General features: G+C 55.0%; 15 protein-coding genes and 1 other RNA gene. 10 read left to right on the top strand and 6 right to left on the bottom strand.

Annotated elements, in window-relative coordinates; translation table 11 throughout:
• The first annotated feature begins 43 nt into the window (after positions 1–43).
• A complete protein-coding gene (gene recJ, locus ACMHXE_RS16115; protein ID WP_286996208.1) occupies positions 44–1,768 on the top strand; it encodes a single-stranded-DNA-specific exonuclease RecJ in 1,725 nt (574 codons plus the stop codon).
• A gap of 194 nt (positions 1,769–1,962) precedes the next feature.
• Positions 1,963–2,277: a cupin domain-containing protein gene (locus tag ACMHXE_RS16120; protein WP_101095381.1), complete on the top strand. Its 315-nt coding sequence runs from the start codon at positions 1,963–1,965 to the stop codon at positions 2,275–2,277.
• 94 nt (positions 2,278–2,371) lie between these two features.
• Here the strand turns inward: ACMHXE_RS16120 and rpiA are convergent, their stop codons facing one another.
• Positions 2,372–3,028 carry a ribose-5-phosphate isomerase RpiA gene (rpiA, locus tag ACMHXE_RS16125; protein ID WP_071475467.1) on the bottom strand — a complete coding sequence of 219 codons (657 nt, stop codon included), beginning with the start codon at positions 3,026–3,028 and terminating at the stop codon, positions 2,372–2,374.
• Positions 3,029–3,317: 289 nt separating this feature from the next.
• Here rpiA and ACMHXE_RS16130 point away from each other — a divergent pair, with 289 nt between their 5' ends.
• Positions 3,318–4,271: a DUF808 domain-containing protein gene (locus ACMHXE_RS16130; protein WP_224867522.1), complete on the top strand. Its 954-nt coding sequence runs from the start codon at positions 3,318–3,320 to the stop codon at positions 4,269–4,271.
• Between the two features lie 76 nt (positions 4,272–4,347).
• Here the strand turns inward: ACMHXE_RS16130 and sodC are convergent, their stop codons facing one another.
• The 5 genes from sodC to zapA all read right to left on the bottom strand — a co-directional run bounded on the left by sodC (position 4,348) and on the right by zapA (position 6,790).
• A complete protein-coding gene (gene sodC / locus ACMHXE_RS16135) occupies positions 4,348–4,869 on the bottom strand; it encodes a superoxide dismutase family protein (RefSeq protein WP_144379894.1) in 522 nt (173 codons plus the stop codon).
• A gap of 218 nt (positions 4,870–5,087) precedes the next feature.
• Positions 5,088–5,546: a hypothetical protein gene (locus ACMHXE_RS16140; RefSeq protein WP_101052601.1), complete on the bottom strand. Its 459-nt coding sequence runs from the start codon at positions 5,544–5,546 to the stop codon at positions 5,088–5,090.
• Positions 5,547–5,596: 50 nt separating this feature from the next.
• Positions 5,597–6,253: a 5-formyltetrahydrofolate cyclo-ligase gene (locus ACMHXE_RS16145; RefSeq protein ID WP_413732786.1), complete on the bottom strand. Its 657-nt coding sequence runs from the start codon at positions 6,251–6,253 to the stop codon at positions 5,597–5,599.
• A 7-nt stretch (positions 6,254–6,260) separates the two neighbouring features.
• Positions 6,261–6,441: non-coding RNA, 6S RNA (gene ssrS, locus ACMHXE_RS16150), on the bottom strand.
• Between the two features lie 40 nt (positions 6,442–6,481).
• Positions 6,482–6,790 (bottom strand): cell division protein ZapA, encoded by a 309-nt coding sequence (gene zapA / locus ACMHXE_RS16155; RefSeq protein ID WP_039034557.1) that lies wholly within the window; start codon positions 6,788–6,790, stop codon positions 6,482–6,484.
• Positions 6,791–7,054: 264 nt separating this feature from the next.
• Between zapA and ACMHXE_RS16160 the strand changes: the two genes are divergently transcribed.
• The 7 genes from ACMHXE_RS16160 (at position 7,055) to ACMHXE_RS16190 (ending at position 15,872) form a co-directional block, all read left to right on the top strand.
• On the top strand, positions 7,055–7,636 hold the full coding sequence (locus ACMHXE_RS16160; RefSeq protein WP_028779383.1) for a UPF0149 family protein: 582 nt from the start codon (positions 7,055–7,057) through the stop codon (positions 7,634–7,636).
• Between the two features lie 67 nt (positions 7,637–7,703).
• Positions 7,704–8,975, top strand: a complete 1,272-nt coding sequence (gene ubiH, locus ACMHXE_RS16165) for a 2-octaprenyl-6-methoxyphenyl hydroxylase (RefSeq protein ID WP_165564502.1) — start codon at positions 7,704–7,706, stop codon at positions 8,973–8,975.
• 2 nt (positions 8,976–8,977) lie between these two features.
• Positions 8,978–10,189, top strand: coding sequence for an FAD-dependent monooxygenase (locus ACMHXE_RS16170; protein WP_144167801.1), 1,212 nt, complete (start codon positions 8,978–8,980; stop codon positions 10,187–10,189).
• Positions 10,190–10,439: 250 nt separating this feature from the next.
• Positions 10,440–11,534 (top strand): glycine cleavage system aminomethyltransferase GcvT, encoded by a 1,095-nt coding sequence (gene gcvT, locus ACMHXE_RS16175; RefSeq protein ID WP_101095384.1) that lies wholly within the window; start codon positions 10,440–10,442, stop codon positions 11,532–11,534.
• A gap of 23 nt (positions 11,535–11,557) precedes the next feature.
• On the top strand, positions 11,558–11,947 hold the full coding sequence (gene gcvH / locus ACMHXE_RS16180) for a glycine cleavage system protein GcvH (RefSeq protein ID WP_025009008.1): 390 nt from the start codon (positions 11,558–11,560) through the stop codon (positions 11,945–11,947).
• A 114-nt stretch (positions 11,948–12,061) separates the two neighbouring features.
• Entirely contained in the window at positions 12,062–14,950 is a 2,889-nt protein-coding gene (gcvP, locus tag ACMHXE_RS16185; RefSeq protein ID WP_286996197.1) for an aminomethyl-transferring glycine dehydrogenase, read from the top strand.
• Between the two features lie 211 nt (positions 14,951–15,161).
• A complete protein-coding gene (locus tag ACMHXE_RS16190) occupies positions 15,162–15,872 on the top strand; it encodes a metallophosphoesterase family protein (RefSeq protein WP_413732789.1) in 711 nt (236 codons plus the stop codon).
• The last annotated feature ends 25 nt before the right edge of the window (positions 15,873–15,897 follow it).

Consider the following 15,897-nt stretch of genomic DNA (forward strand, 5'->3'; position numbering starts at 1 on the left):
TTGTTATCTTGCCCGGCAAAGCCATTTTCAAGAATAGCCCACAGTGATCCACAAAATCGTCCGTCGTCCCAGGGTGGACGACAGCCATTTACCCGCTAATCTGCATCCGCTGTTAAAACAGATTTACGCCTGTCGCGGCGTTCAGGCTCCCGAGTGCGAGTTGGTGCTCAAACGTCTGCTCAGGCCGGATACCATGCTGGGCTTGCAGCAAGGGGCCGAGCTGGTGGCCGATGCCATCGCGGCCAATCGCCGTATTCTGATCATGGGTGATTTCGATGCCGATGGCGCCACCTCCACCAGTGTGTGTCTGTTGGCGCTCAGAATGATGGGAATGGAAAACTGTGATTATCTGATCCCCAATCGTTTCGATTATGGCTATGGTCTCAGCCCTGAAATAGTGGCGGTGGCGCACGGCAAGGGCGCCGAGCTACTGATCACTGTCGATAACGGTATCTCCTCCATCGAAGGCGTCAGGGCCGCCAAGGCGCTGGGGATGACGGTTGTCATCACAGATCACCATTTGCCGGGCAATGAATTGCCCGAGGCAGATGCCATTATTAACCCCAACCAACCCGGTTGCAGCTTCGCTTCCAAGTCGATTGCCGGGGTCGGGGTGGCTTTCTATCTGATGTTGGCACTGCGGGCCGAGCTGAGAAAACGTCACTGGTTTGTTAATCATGCCTTGGCCGAGCCCAACTTGAGCGTATTGCTGGACTTGGTGGCCCTGGGCACAGTGGCCGATGTAGTGTCGCTCGATGCCAACAACCGTATTTTGGTGGATGCCGGTATCAAACGGGTGCGAAACGGCGCCTGTCGTCCGGGGATCACCGCCTTGCTGGAGGTGGCCCGCCGCAATCCGGCGCGTTTGGTGGCCGCCGATTTCGGCTTTGCGGTTGGCCCCAGACTCAACGCCGCCGGAAGGCTGGATGAGATGGCACTCGGGGTCGAAACCCTCTTGTGTGATGACATGCTCAAGGCAAGAAGGATGGCGGCCGAGCTCGATGGCCTCAATGCCGAGCGCCGCGAGCTGGAAACCGGCATGCAGCAAGAAGCGATGAAGAGCCTGGAGGCGCTGCAGCTCAAAGAGAGTGAACAGCCCTGGGGCATAGCCCTGTATCAGCCGGACTGGCATCAGGGGGTGATAGGTATTCTGGCTTCCCGGATTAAAGACAGGTTTCACCGCCCGGTAATCGCCTTTGCCGAAGCCAGCGACACTGAAATCAAGGGCTCAGCCCGCTCCATCAAGGGGCTGCATATGCGCGATCTGCTGGAGCTTATCAATGCCCGTCATCCCGGAATGATCCTCAAGTTCGGTGGTCATGCCATGGCCGCCGGGCTCTCTTTGCGTAAGGATGCCTTTGAGCAGTTTGCCGCGGCCTTTGACACCTGTGTCCGTGAGCTGCTGACCCTGGAAGATCTCAATGGCGAGCTGTTCTCCGACGGTGAATTGCCGCTTGAATGCTTTACCCTGGATACGGCGCAACTGCTCAGAGATGCCGGTCCCTGGGGCCAGGCCTTCCCCGAGCCGCTATTTGATGGCCATTTCAGAATTCTGCAGCAGAGACTGGTGGCAGAGAAACACCTTAAACTGGTGCTGGAGACTGAGTGCGGCCGGATCATGGCCGATGCAATCGCCTTCAATGTGGATCTCAAGACCTGGCCCGATGCCAGCATCAATCATGTGCGCCTGCTGTATAAGCTGGATGTGAACGAGTTTCGCGGCAACAGTAACCTGCAGTTGCTGGTTGAGCAGCTGGAGCCCCTGTAAAACAAGCAGTAAAACAAGCAGTAAAACAAGCAGTAAAACAAGCAGTAAAACAAGCAGTAAAACAAGCAGTAAAACAAGCAGTAAAACAAGCAGTAAAACAGGCAGTAAAACAGGCAGTAAAACCAAGTGCAAACCGGGGTCTATTTAAGATAGAGACAGGCTGAGTAACGGCTCATATGTCGCAGGAGAGCAAGATGAATAATCTGTTTGCCAACATACCCAAGCAGCTCGATGCCGAGCAGTTTGACGCGCTTTTGGCTACGCCGGATCTTAAAATTGAGCGCATTCTGTCCCACGGTCAGGTAACGCCCGAAGGGCAATGGTACGATCAAGCGCAGCATGAATGGGTATTGCTGCTGCAGGGCGCCGCCCGGCTGCAATATGAAGATGGTTCAGAAGTGAGCCTGAACCCGGGGGACTGGCTCAATATCCCCGCTCATGTACGCCACAGAGTCAGCTGGACCGCCGAGGATCAAACCAGCGTCTGGTTGGCCATTTTTTACTCCTGAACCGACGGTTCTTGCTCTGCTCTTGCCCTGCAATCCGCTCAATTTTCCACAAAAAAGCCGCCAGCAGGCGGCTTTTGGCATTCAAGCTTAGGGCTTACTTGATGGTTTTAACCCCTTCTGGGGTGCCCACCAGTAGCACATCGGCGCCACGGTTGGCGAATAGACCATTGGTCACTACGCCCACTATGGCATTGATCTGCACTTCCAGCTCTTTGGGATTCAGTATCTTCAGGTTATAGACATCCAGAATGACGTTGCCGTTATCTGTTACCACACCCTCACGATAGACAGGATCGCCACCCAGTTTCACCAGCTCACGGGCCACATAGGAGCGGGCCATGGGGATCACTTCTACCGGCAGCGGGAAGTTGCCCAGCACATCGACTTGCTTGGTGTTATCGACGATACAGATAAACTTGTCGGCCACGGCCGCAACTATCTTTTCCCGGGTCAGCGCGGCGCCGCCCCCCTTGATCATGTCCATGTGGCCGTTGATTTCATCGGCGCCATCGACATACACAGACAGCTTGTCTACCGAATTGAGATCAAATACAGGGATCCCCAACTGTTTGAGCTTGGCGGTGGAGGCTTCAGAGCTGGAAACCGCGCCTTCAATTTCGGCCTTTATCGTGGCCAGAGCATCGATAAAGTGGTTGACGGTAGAGCCGGTGCCCACGCCAACTATGCTGTCTTTCTCGACATATTCCAGCGCCGCCCAACCGGCCGCCTTCTTCATTTCATCTTGGGTCATAATGCCATCCTGTTGATTCTGACAAATTCACTTGAACTTGCCCTAGTATACTCCGAGTTGCAGTGAAAAGTGCCGCTCAATCTTGTCCTGAAGAATAGTTCTTGAAGAACAACATAGGTTAAGCATTTTTTACTGCGCCCGCCTGCGCCCATGCGCTACCATAGCCGGTGGGGGAACGGCCAGGCTGATGTGGCAGTACTGCGCTGGAAAAGTGCACTGGTGCCGCTTGAATATGTCGCATACCGATCCTATTTAGAGCGCAAAATTGACCTGGTTTAAGGAGATTTAAATGGCTGGAGCGAGTCTACTGACTCTGTTGGATGATATTGCCACCATCCTGGATGATGTGGCGGTAATGAGTAAGGTTGCTGCCAAGAAAACTGCCGGGGTGTTGGGAGACGATCTGGCGCTCAATGCGCAGCAGGTAACAGGGATCAGCGCCGATCGGGAGCTGCCTGTGGTATGGGCCGTTGCCAAGGGCTCTTTTCGCAACAAGCTTATTTTGGTGCCGGCAGCCCTGCTGATCAGTGCCTTTATACCCTGGGCCGTTACACCGCTATTGATGTTCGGTGGTTTGTTTCTCTGTTTTGAAGGCTTTGAAAAACTCTGGCACAAGGCCAGCCATAGCAAGGCTTCTGCCGAAGCAGACGATGAAGCCGCCGTCGAAGCTGCCATGAAAGAGGTCGAGGATATTCGCGCCTGGGAGGCACAGAAAGTCAAAGGGGCGATACGTACCGACTTTGTGTTATCGGCGGAAATCATCGCCATCACCTTAGGGATTGTGGCGGAAAAAGCCTTTATGACCCAGTTGGCCACTCTGTCTATCATTGCCGTGGTCATGACTATCGGGGTCTATGGCTTGGTGGCCGGTATCGTTAAGCTGGATGACGCCGGGCTGTATCTTTCAAGGCGCAGAGGCGAGGGTTTTTCGGCTCACAACCTCAGGCGTATTGGGCTTATGCTGGTCAGCGCCGCGCCCAAGCTGATGAAGCTGCTCACCATAGTAGGTACCGCCGCCATGTTTATGGTGGGGGGCGGTATTCTCACTCATGGCCTGCATTGGGTCAGTGAGCAGATAACCCATGTTGCCAACTGGGTAGGCTCTCTGGCTGTGGCCGGCCCTGTGCTGGCAGCGCTGACACCTACCTTGCTCAACGCCCTGTTCGGCATTTTGGCCGGTGCCATCGCCGTGGCCTTGATGAGTCTGCTGGCGCGTCTAAGAGGCAAGGGCGAAAGCCACTAAACAAGCCAAACTATAGATTCCGGAATTGTAATAAAAAACGCGGCTCAAGAGCCGCGTTTTTTGTGTTTGGTGCGGCTCAGTTAATCACGCCACAGGCCATGCGGGCGCCACCGCCGCCCAGTGGTGACGGGTGATCTGAATGGTTATCGCCTCCCATGTGGATCATCAGCGCTTTGCCCTTGACGTCGGCCAGTTTCAACCTTGGTGCCAACACAGGTGTGGAAGCCATGCCATCAGCATCGACATAGAGCGGTGGCAGATCACCCTTGTGATTGTCATCTGTCCAGGGGTAACCATGCTTGCCGCTGCCATCAGGGTCGAAGTGACCTCCGGCCGCGCCGCCCAATACCGTCTTACCGTCTTTGCTGCTGGTGTCACAACTGCCATTTTGATGCACATGGAAGCCGTGAACGCCGGGCGTGAGTTGCTTAAGATTGGGGGTTAACACCAGGCCGTAGGCAGAATCGCTGAGACTGATGCTGCCTATGGGGCTTGGGCCATCTGCCGACAGTAATGAGATGCTGACCTCTTCGGCGGCCAGTTGTGATGCGGCAAACACCAGTGACAAACAACCCGGGATCAGGATGGACTTTTTCATCGCTTGTTCTCTCCTTTGAGTGGAATTCCAAAAACGACAAGGCCGACTCGGCGGCACGATCATCAGCTGTATATATGGCTTTCAGCATAGAAGTCGTTTGGACAGAGTGCCAACAGGGCGGACGTTATTAACCGGCCCTGACATTCAAGCCAACGCCTTAGGAGGATTCGCCAATTCACCAAGCTATTTCAGCAGCAATAACCGCCTAGAACTAGGTCTCAGTGTTGCTCCAGCTTGGCCTGCCACAGGGCGCTTTGCTCCATGGGGCTCAGTGAACGGCGGGCGCAGTAAAGGCTGATACCGCAGCAAAGCGGCACTATCAGGAGATCCGAGGCATGAAAGCGCAGTAACAACCAGAGTGCCAGGCTATAAAGCAGTAGCGTAATCAGCGGAACCGGCAGCAAAAGCTGCCACTCGAAACACTTCCCCAGCCATCTGGCACCCAGGCCCACAGCCACCGCCGGCAGCATATACAGCCAAACCAGAGTGCTGTTGCTGCTGGCCATAAATAGAAACAGCCATACAGCAAGAATGGCGCCCAGCAAGGCGCCGAGCATTGCCTTGGGCCGTGACTGTTGCCGGCGCATATTTTGATAGGTTTCCCGCTGCATCTGCTGCTTAACCTTGGCCCGCTGGGCACTGTCTGGTCTATCAAGGCTGCGATACTGGCGTGCCATACTTGCTTACTCCGCGACATCTCTGGCTGACTTTATACCACTTTTTTGGGTCAAGATTCAGCCGTCAGAGTGTTGAAGCTATGCAGCTTGTCTGGAGTAACGATAAAGGGCAGCGGGATATCCCAGGGGGCGAGGGGCAGGGAGTCCACTAGCTGCAGGGTATGGGCAAAGCCGACTGCCAGCAATGGCACAGTTCGGTCGCCTTGCTGCGCCGCGGCCAGTGTTCTGTCGTAGAAGCCGCCGCCCATGCCCATACGGTTGCCCTGGGCGTCGAAGGCCACTAATGGCGTGAGGATGAGATCCAGTTCAGCCAAAGGCACCAGACTGCGGATATCCAGCCTGGGCTCGGGGATACCAAAGCGGTTTGCGTGCAGTTGACTGGCGAGTTGATAGCGCAGAAACAGTAAACGCCCCGGGGCAAAGGGATGAATGATTGGCAGACAGGTGGTTATTCCCCGTTGCCATAGCGCTTCGATAAGGGGAGCTGTGTCCAGCTCGCCGTCACAGCTAAAGTAGAGGGCGACTGTCTTGATGGCTCTGCCCTGGGCGCTCAGTTCATCGAGCAGCGTCAGAAACTGCTCACAACCCTTGAGGGCGGCAACATGCTGCTCGGCTTCGGGAATGGCCCTGCGGGCATGGCGAATGGCTTGCCTGAGCGTCTTGCAACGCGCATCACGGGTTTGGCTGCTTGAGTCTGTGTGGGTCATAAAGAGGATGCTCCCCAGAATGTCGATGCCGGTGTAGCCCTTGAACCGTAGGTTCAAGGCGGGTAAATGATTACCTCCTAAGGCTTCTCGGTTCGCGCCGAGCATGCACAATGTCAGTAAAACATTCACCCTGAGATTAAAAATATCGGCACAGGGACATTACCAGCTGTCGCACACCCCAGGGAGCAAATTCTGGGTCGAACCTGTGAGGGTTCGTGCTATTTCAGTTTAATCCTCTCTTGCGCTTCGCTCAACCAATGCGTGCTCAAGAGTGGATTGCAGCAAACGGATTCTGTCATCCATTTGGCTCATATAATCTTGATTTTTCCGCTGCTCTTCATAGAGCTCATAGCCTATGTTGAGTGCGGCCATCAAAGCCATTTCCTCACGGCTGATGGCGTTGGTGCGGGCCTTTATCTTGCCCAGTTGCAGCTCCAATTTCTGCGCCACCGCTTGCAGTGCCTGTTCCTGACCCGGGGGACAGGCGATGGAGTAGGTGCGCCCCAACAGGGTGATATCTATGGCACTGTTACTCATCTTCCGCACGGGATCCTTTTCTTTGGCTCTGTGGCGGAATATATCTAGCTCAGCGTTAAAGTGCAAGACAAGCGCCACTTTGTTGCGTCGGCTGCTGGTTCTATGAGCTTCCCTGGCGCAAAATCCCGGCAGTAGCTAAACGGCGAAGCCTGGATGCATTGCAAATGCACGACCTGGCTCGCAGCTTGGGTAAGATTCGAGTCTTGGTCGCCACCCCTAACTCTGCTAGCATGACGGGGGTAAATTCAATACTTGGACAGCTTTATGGCAACCCCACCCTCATTACGTATCGAAAGCCTGCGCAGTGCGCTCGACAACGCCGACATAGGTCAGCATCCGGTTGAAGTGCATGGCGCTTTGGTGGGCCTGATTTGTGGCGGCGTGCCACAGCAGGAGCAGGCCTGGTATCAGCCACTGCTCGAGCTGATGAACGACGGCCAGCGCCTGCCCGACGAACTGACACAACTGATAACCGAACTTTTTGGCGATACCGTCAATCGACTGCAGGATCCAGACTTTGGCTTCACCCTGCTGCTGCCGGAAGAGGAAGAACCTCTGACAGTGCGGGTCGAAGCGCTCTCGCTCTGGACCCAGAGCTTCCTCACCGGCATCGCCATTATTCAACCGGGTTTGAATCAGGCATCGGAAGATGTTCGTGAAGTGATCAAAGATCTGGCGGAAATTGCCCAGGTAGAGTTCGATGTTGCCGACGATGACGAATCTGAAAGTGCATATCTCGAGCTGCTGGAGTTTGTTCGCATGGCCGCCATTCTCTGCTATTCAGAGTTCGGCCCAGAGTTGCCTGATCTCGACGCCGAAACACAAGACAATAATACGCTGCATTGACAGGGCGCCCGTTCGCCCGGTCATTTTCTGTGACGGCGCCCATTGAGCGTGCCTGAGTAGAGGAAAGATGAACCCGCAAGTTGACGCCCAAGCTGTGAGTCAGGAATGCACTGAGCTGGATATCGCCATTGTCGGCGGCGCCATGGCCGGTGCCACCTTGGCATTGGGGCTGGCCGACCTGGCCAGGAAACTCTCCCGTCCGCTGAAAATAGCCGTTATCGAGGCCTTCGATCCCGCCAGGCAACATCCTGGTTTCGATGCCCGCTCCATCGCCATAGCCAATGGCTCAGTGTTTGAACTCAAGCGCCTCGGTATCTGGCCTTTGCTTGCAGACCTAGGCACGGCGATAACCGATATTCATGTCTCAGATCGCGGCCATTTCGGCATGACAGAACTCAACTCCGAGCAGTTTGCGCTGGACTCCCTCGGCCAGGTGGTGGAACTCGAGCGGGTCGGCCAGCGGCTGTTTGGCGCCATCGGCAAGAGTGATATCCAGCTATATTGCCCGGCGCGTCTCGAGAAGCTGCAAACCTCGGCTGCGGGCCATAGTTTAACGCTCAGTAATGGTCAGCGGCTTTCCTGCCGCTTATTGCTGGCGGCAGATGGGGTTAACTCCTCGGTGCGTGCCCAGCAGCAACAGGCGTTGCAGCAGTTTGAGTTTGGCCAGAGCGCGGTTATCGCCAATGTTGCTACCGACAAGCCCCATAATGGCATGGCCTGGGAGCGCTTCACCGAGCACGGCCCGCTGGCTTTGCTGCCTATGAGTGACAGCGACGGCCAGGCCCGGCTCTCTCTGGTGTGGGCCTTGCCCCATGAAGAGGCCGAGCGGGTGCAAGCTTTGCCGCAGGCCGAGTTTTTGCAGCAGCTGCAACAGGCCTTCGGTTATCGGGCCGGGCGTTTTGTGGCCGTGGGGGAGCGTCACCGTTACCCACTGAGTCTCTCTTACATGCCAAGACCCATCTATCACCGCACGCTTTATTTGGGCAATGCCGCCCAGACTCTGCACCCGATAGCCGGGCAGGGCTTTAATCTGGGGCTCAGGGATCTGGTCACTGTACTGGAAACGCTGGAGCCGGTATTGGCCAAAGGCACTGACCCAGGCGCAGCCCAGGTGCTGCATGCCTATCATGCCGCCCGTGAGCAGGACAGACGCCAGACCATCAACAATATTGAGTTTCTGGTGCGCGGTTTTTCCAACAACTACTGGCCGCTGGTGGCCGGACGTAATTTGGGACTCAGGATCCTCTCCTGGTGTCCACCTCTCAAGACCCCGGTGGCCCACAGAGCCATGGGGTGGCACAGGCAATCGGCTGCTTGTTTTTTTTCCAGGAGTCAGTGACGATGAATTTCCAAAGCTATGATGTGGCCGTGGTGGGCGGCGGTATGGTGGGACTGGCAACGGCCTGCGGTTTGGAGCAGGCCGGGCTCAAGGTGGTGGTGATAGATGCCGCCGGTGCCGCGCCGGTCGAGGGCGCGCCGCGCCTGAGGGTCAGTGCCATCAATAAGGCCAGCCAGGCGCTGCTCGAACACTTGGGGGCCTGGGCCTATCTGGATAAGTCCCGCCTCGGGCCATACAGTAAGATGGATGTCTGGGAAAAAGACGGCATGGGGCGCATTCAGTTTGATGCCCAGAGCCAGTGTGAGACTTCCCTTGGCACCATAATCGAAAACGATGCCATTCACTATGCCCTGGCCCAACGGGCCGCAGAGCTGGAACAGCTGACACTGCTGGAACACACCCGGCTCGAACGTATCGCCTTTGGTGAGCGTGAAGCCTGGCTGACGCTGGATAACGGCGATAACCTCAGTGCCGCCCTGGTGGTGGCTGCCGATGGCGCCAACTCCTGGGTTCGTCAGCAGTGCCAGATCCCACTGACTTTTTGGGATTACGGCCATCACGCCATAGTCGCCAGCATTCGCACTCAGTTGCCCCATGGTGACTGTGCCCGTCAGGTGTTCAGTGCCGATGGCCCGCTGGCGTTTCTGCCGCTTTATGAGAGCGACCTCTGCTCCATCGTCTGGTCGGTGCCGCCGCAAAAGGCCGAAGCCTTGCAGGCGCTGGATGATGAGGCCTTCTCCCGGGCGCTGACCGCCGCCTTCGATGGCCGCCTGGGCCTGTGTCAGCTGGAGAGTGAACGCCGGAGTGTTCCGCTGCGGATGCGTTATGCGCGCCATTTCGCCCGCCATCGTTTGTTGTTGGCCGGCGATGCGGCGCACACCATACATCCGTTGGCGGGGCAGGGGGTTAACCTGGGATTCCTCGATGCCGGCGCCATAGTGGAAACCGTGGCGGCATTGCACGGTGAAGGCAAGGATATCGGCGCTTATGACGAGCTGCGCGCCCTTGAGCGCTGGCGCAAGGCCGAGGCGATGGAGATGATAGCCGCCATGGAGGGGTTCAAGCGGTTGTTTGCCGGCAGTAATCCTTTGAAGAAGGCGATTCGCGATCTCGGTCTCAACCTGGTGGACAATGTCGCTGGGCTGAAAACTGTGTTCATGCAACAGGCCATGGGACACAAATTCAAGCTGCCGCGTCTGTGCCGTCCTGAATAATCTTCATCCCCGGTTAGCCGTATGTGAAGGAAAACGCCCAAAAACAGTCGCCTTTGGGCGTTTTTTATACATACGCTGTGATTTACTGTAAAAAAATTACAGGCAAACCATGAGAAAAATTAATCCATAATAGTTCGGATTAGAAAAATCACTTGTATACAAATTTGTGACGCAGGGTATAATTTCGCTGCATTTTAACTCAGTGTTGCCCCTGGGTGACACTGTAAAGCCCCGACTAGAAGGGATAACAATGGCTAATAAAACTGTACTCTTTAACAAGCACTTGGAAGCCAATGCCAAGATGGTTGATTTTCATGGTTGGGAGATGCCACTCAACTATGGTTCGCAGATAGAAGAACATCACGCAGTGCGTCAGGACGCCGGTATGTTCGACGTCTCCCATATGACGGTTGTTGATGTCAGCGGCAGCGACGCCAAAGCCTTCCTGCGTAAACTGCTGGCCAACGATATCGCCAAACTCAAGGTTTCCGGCAAGGCGCTGTACAGCGGCATGCTGAACCATGAAGCCGGGGTGATTGACGATCTGATCACTTATTATCTCGATGACACCCATTACCGGGTTGTCGTCAACTCAGCCACCCGCGACAAAGATCTCGCCTGGATTGCCGAGCAGTCCAAGCCCTATGATGTCACAGTGACAGAGCGTCCTGAGCTGGCGATGATTGCCGTGCAGGGCCCTAACGCCAAGGCCAAAGCCGCCACTGTGTTCACTGCCGAGCAAAACGCGGCCGTTGAAGGCATGAAGCCTTTCTTCGGTGTGCAGGCGGGCAACCTGTTTGTGGCTACCACAGGTTACACAGGTGAAGAAGGTTACGAAATTACCGTGCCAGCCGAAGAAGCCGAAGCTCTGTGGCAAGCGCTGCTCGATGCCGGTGTTAAGCCATGTGGTCTGGGCGCCCGCGATACGCTGCGCCTGGAAGCCGGGATGAACCTCTACGGTCAGGACATGGACGAAACCATTAACCCATTGGCCGCCAATATGGGCTGGACCATTGCCTGGGAGCCGAGCGATCGTGACTTTATCGGTCGTGAAGCCCTGACCGCCATCAAAGCGGCCGGAGCCGACAAATTTATTGGCCTGGTGATGGAGCAAAAAGGCGTGCTGCGCCACGGCATGCCGGTATTCTTTACCGATGCCAACGGCCAAGAGCAGGAAGGCGTGATCACCAGCGGTACATTCTCACCGACATTGGGCTATTCTATTGCGATGGCCCGGGTACCGAACTCCATTGGGGATACGGCCGAAGTCGAAATGCGCAAGAAGCGCGTCGCTGTTAAAGTAGTGGCGCCAGGCTTTGTGCGTAACGGTAAACAAGCATTCTAAAACACGGGAAAGGAACAAGAATAATGAGCAATATTCCAAGCGAACTGAAGTACGCTTCTTCTCACGAATGGATCCGCAAGGAAGAAGACGGTAGCTACACAGTCGGTATCACTGAACATGCGCAGGAGCTGCTGGGTGATATGGTTTTCGTTGAATTGCCGGAAGTAGGCGACACTGTCAGCGCCTCTGAGGATTGCGCTGTGGCCGAGTCTGTTAAGGCCGCTTCAGATATCTATGCCCCTCTGTCCGGTGAAGTGATTGCCATCAACGAAGCGCTGGAAGACAGCCCTGAGCTGGTCAACAGCGATGCATTCGGTGATGGCTGGTTCTTCCGTATCATGCCTTCTGACCTGTCTGAGCTGGATAACCTGCTGGATGCCGAAGGATATCAGGCTGTCATCGACGAAGAATAAGCGTCGCTGAAAAACGAAGCCCTCCGGGGCTTCGTTTGTTTTACCACTAAATAAAGAGACTGGTACACTGCCTCCCTACGGCTGGATACCGGCGAACATGGAACAAGGTTAATCATGACCAAGCAAACCCTCACTCAGTTAGAGCAGCACGAACTCTTTATCCGTCGTCATATCGGCTCCGACGCCCTGCAGCAGCAAGAGATGCTGAATTATGTTGGCGCCGAGTCACTGGAAGATCTGACGGCGCAGATAGTACCGGAGTCGATTCGTCTGAACCGGGATCTGGCCGTGGGCGAAGCCTGTGGCGAAGCCGAAGGTCTGGCCTATATCAAGGGCCTGGCCAAGCAGAACAAGGTATTCAAGAGCTACATAGGCATGGGCTACTACGGCACTGAAGTGCCTAACGTCATTTTGCGCAATGTGCTGGAAAACCCGGGTTGGTACACGGCTTATACCCCATACCAGCCGGAAATCGCCCAGGGTCGTCTGGAAGCGGTACTGAATTTCCAGCAGATGTCGATGGACCTCTCCGGCCTGGATCTGGCCTCCGCCTCGCTGCTGGACGAAGCCACTGCCGCCGCCGAAGCCATGGCGCTGGCCAAACGGGTATCCAAGGCCAAGAAAGCCAATATCTTCTTCGTTGCCGATGACGTGTTCCCGCAGACGCTGGATGTGGTCAAGACCCGCGCCGAATGCTTTGGTTTTGAAGTCGTCGTAGGCCCCGCCGAGGAAGCGCTCAATCATGAACTCTTTGGTGCCCTGTTCCAGTACAGCGGCAAGACAGGCGAGCTGAACGATCAGCGTGAACTCTTTGCCAAGCTGCGTGAGCAGAAAGCGATTGTGGCTGTTGCCGCCGATATCATGTCGCTGGTATTGCTCAAGTCTCCCGGTAGCCTGGGCGCCGACGTGGTCTTTGGCAGCGCGCAGCGTTTCGGCGTGCCTATGGGGTATGGTGGCCCGCACGCCGCTTTCTTTGTGACCCGTGACGAGCACAAGCGTTCCATGCCTGGCCGTATCATAGGCGTTTCCAAAGACAGCCGCGGCAACACAGCGCTGCGGATGGCGATGCAAACCCGTGAGCAGCATATCCGCCGCGAAAAGGCCAACTCCAATATCTGTACCGCGCAGATCCTGCTGGCCAACATGGCCTCTTTCTACGCCGTATACCATGGCCCACAAGGGCTGAAGACCATAGCCGAGCGTATCCACCGCCTGACCGACATTCTCGCCGCCGGCCTCAAGGCCAAGGGCGTTGAGCTGGTCAACGCTAGCTGGTTCGACACTCTGACCTTCAAAGTGGCCGACAAAGACGCCGTGCTGGCCCGCGCCATTGCCGCCGAGAGCAACCTGCGTATCGATGCCGAAGGCACTCTGGGTGTCAGCCTGGATGAAACCACGACTGCTGACGATCTGGCGGCCCTGTTCGATATCATTCTGGGCGCCGGTCATGGCCTGGATGTGGCGGCTCTGGATGCTGAAATCCTTGCCAAGGGCAGTGAGTCCATCCCTGCGGCGCTGCTGCGTGATGAGGCTATTCTGACGCATCCAACCTTCAACAGCTTCCACAGCGAAACCGAGATGCTGCGCTACATCAAGCGTCTTGAAAACAAAGACTTGGCGCTGAACCACTCGATGATTTCTCTGGGTTCATGCACCATGAAGCTGAACGCTACCGCCGAGATGCTGCCAATCAGCTGGCCGGAATTTGCCAACCTGCATCCTTTCTGCCCGCTGGATCAAGCCAAGGGCTATGAAAAGCTGCTCAATGAGCTGTCAGACTATCTGGTGGAAATCACCGGCTATGACGCCATGTGCCTGCAGCCCAACTCGGGTGCATCCGGCGAATACGCCGGTCTGTTGGCCATCAAGAAGTACCATGAATCCCGCGGCGAGGGGCACCGCAATGTCTGTCTGATCCCTCAGTCGGCTCACGGTACCAACCCGGCTTCGGCGCAGATGGCCGGTATGAAGATAGTGGTTGTGGCCTGTGACAAGCGCGGCAACGTGGACATGGAAGATCTGCGCGCCAAGGCGGCCGAAGTGGCGGGCAACCTATCCTGCATCATGATCACTTATCCTTCCACCCACGGCGTGTATGAAGAAACCGTCTCGGAGATCTGTGAGGTTATTCATCAACACGGTGGCCAGGTGTATCTGGACGGTGCCAACATGAATGCCCAGGTGGGTGTGACCACTCCCGGCTTTATCGGCGCGGACGTTTCCCACCTCAACCTGCACAAGACCTTCGCCATCCCTCATGGCGGCGGTGGTCCAGGCATGGGCCCTATCGGCGTAAAAGCGCATTTGGCTCCTTTCGTTGCCGGTCATACTCTGGTTAAGCCGGGCCGCGAAAGCGACAACAACGGCGCCGTTTCTGCCGCGCCTTACGGCAGCGCCAGCATACTGCCAATCAGCTGGATGTACATCAAGCTGCTGGGCGCCAAGGGCCTGCGTGAATCAACCCAGAACGCCATGCTCAACGCCAACTATGTGATGAAGAAGCTGTCAGAGCACTATCCAGTGCTGTACCGCGGCCGTAACGACCGTGTGGCTCACGAGTGCATTATCGATCTGCGCCCGCTGAAAGAAGCCTCCGGCGTCACCGAAATGGATGTTGCCAAGCGTCTCAACGACTACGGCTTTCACGCTCCGACCATGAGCTTCCCGGTTGCCGGAACCCTGATGATCGAGCCGACCGAGTCTGAGTCCAAGGCCGAACTGGACAGATTTATCGAAGCCATGGTGGCCATCCGCAGCGAAATCGCCCGGGTCGAAGCCGGTGAGTGGCCTGCGGACAATAATCCGCTGCACAATGCGCCACACACGCTAGCCGACATCATGGATCCCGCCTTCGACAGCCGTCCATACGATCGCGAACTGGCGGTATTCCCTAATGCCACAGTCAAGGCCAACAAGTTCTGGCCGACCGTGAATCGTATTGATGATGTGTATGGGGATAGGAATTTGTTTTGTGCCTGTGTGCCCATGTCTGAGTACGAATAATTGCTGCTTGGATGATAACTACAATTGAAGTTGGAAATTAACTAAGTATAGAAAGCGAACCAGAAATGGTTCGCTTTTTTTATCACATTTTGCTATTTCTTTTTACAAGCACCATCGCTAAAAACCTACAATTCCTGAATATTTGACTTACAAATTACACAACTGTGGTATCATGCAACAGTATTAGTATACGTGTAAGTATCTGGCATATATGAAAATAATAATTATTAGTGATTTGCATGTTGGTGATGCGGCTGTTTCAAATGAGTTTGCAGTAGGAAGCTCTAACAACGCCGTAAAAAATCAGTTTCTAAATGAACTAAGGCAGCTTGCTAAACAAGAGAACATTAGAGCCGATTATCTTGTTGTCGCAGGTGACATCACCAATAGAGCAACTAGAGAAGAATTTGAACTTGCATCTACTCGCTTGAAAGAAATAGCAAAAATAGTGGGAGTAGAGCAGGAAAAAGTCTTTTTCGTTCCAGGGAACCACGATGGCAACTGGGTTGAGGAAGAGCTCTCAATGACCTCAAAAGAAAACATCAACCTGACAATTGAGCGTAAATATAACAACTTGCGCTTCAATGACTTTTTTAAACAATGTTTAGACCGAGCTCATTTCGGCTGTTATTACAATGAGCCTTATTTTGCGATTTGGAGTGATGAGAGCCTAAATATCATTGGTTTGAATAGTTCAGTTTTTGACCATTACGATAAAAAACCTCATCACGGTGTTATTCGCAAACTGGACTTAACAGAGCTGGATAAAAAGCTTCAAGAACTACAGATTGCATATAGCGATAAAATTAATCTACTAGTCGTCCATCACCATCCAATCCAACAGCCTGATTTACTGATCCGCACCGCTAATACAGGACACGCTACTAAGCAACACTCTTTAGTTCGTAGTTTTCTGGACTGATATAGCCCAGAGCACTGTGCCTTCT

Origin of the sequence: Shewanella sp. BJSY2023SW007 (assembly GCF_047314525.1) — a bacterium.
Taxonomy (GTDB): Bacteria; Pseudomonadota; Gammaproteobacteria; order Enterobacterales; family Shewanellaceae; genus Shewanella; species Shewanella chilikensis.

What these genes read in the sequence shown, in the direction of transcription:
- ACMHXE_RS16145 (WP_413732786.1), bottom strand. Translation starts at nt 6,253, where the DNA reads ATGACCCACACAGACTCAAGCAGCCAAACCCGTGATGCGCGTTGCAAG.
- zapA (WP_039034557.1), bottom strand. Translation starts at nt 6,790, where the DNA reads ATGAGTAACAGTGCCATAGATATCACCCTGTTGGGGCGCACCTACTCC.
- gcvH (WP_025009008.1), top strand. Translation starts at nt 11,558, where the DNA reads ATGAGCAATATTCCAAGCGAACTGAAGTACGCTTCTTCTCACGAATGG.
- ACMHXE_RS16130 (WP_224867522.1), top strand. Translation starts at nt 3,318, where the DNA reads ATGGCTGGAGCGAGTCTACTGACTCTGTTGGATGATATTGCCACCATC.
- ubiH (WP_165564502.1), top strand. Translation starts at nt 7,704, where the DNA reads ATGAACCCGCAAGTTGACGCCCAAGCTGTGAGTCAGGAATGCACTGAG.
- ACMHXE_RS16120 (WP_101095381.1), top strand. Translation starts at nt 1,963, where the DNA reads ATGAATAATCTGTTTGCCAACATACCCAAGCAGCTCGATGCCGAGCAG.
- ACMHXE_RS16170 (WP_144167801.1), top strand. Translation starts at nt 8,978, where the DNA reads ATGAATTTCCAAAGCTATGATGTGGCCGTGGTGGGCGGCGGTATGGTG.
- ACMHXE_RS16190 (WP_413732789.1), top strand. Translation starts at nt 15,162, where the DNA reads ATGAAAATAATAATTATTAGTGATTTGCATGTTGGTGATGCGGCTGTT.
- ACMHXE_RS16140 (WP_101052601.1), bottom strand. Translation starts at nt 5,546, where the DNA reads ATGGCACGCCAGTATCGCAGCCTTGATAGACCAGACAGTGCCCAGCGG.
- gcvT (WP_101095384.1), top strand. Translation starts at nt 10,440, where the DNA reads ATGGCTAATAAAACTGTACTCTTTAACAAGCACTTGGAAGCCAATGCC.
- sodC (WP_144379894.1), bottom strand. Translation starts at nt 4,869, where the DNA reads ATGAAAAAGTCCATCCTGATCCCGGGTTGTTTGTCACTGGTGTTTGCC.
- rpiA (WP_071475467.1), bottom strand. Translation starts at nt 3,028, where the DNA reads ATGACCCAAGATGAAATGAAGAAGGCGGCCGGTTGGGCGGCGCTGGAA.
- gcvP (WP_286996197.1), top strand. Translation starts at nt 12,062, where the DNA reads ATGACCAAGCAAACCCTCACTCAGTTAGAGCAGCACGAACTCTTTATC.
- ACMHXE_RS16160 (WP_028779383.1), top strand. Translation starts at nt 7,055, where the DNA reads ATGGCAACCCCACCCTCATTACGTATCGAAAGCCTGCGCAGTGCGCTC.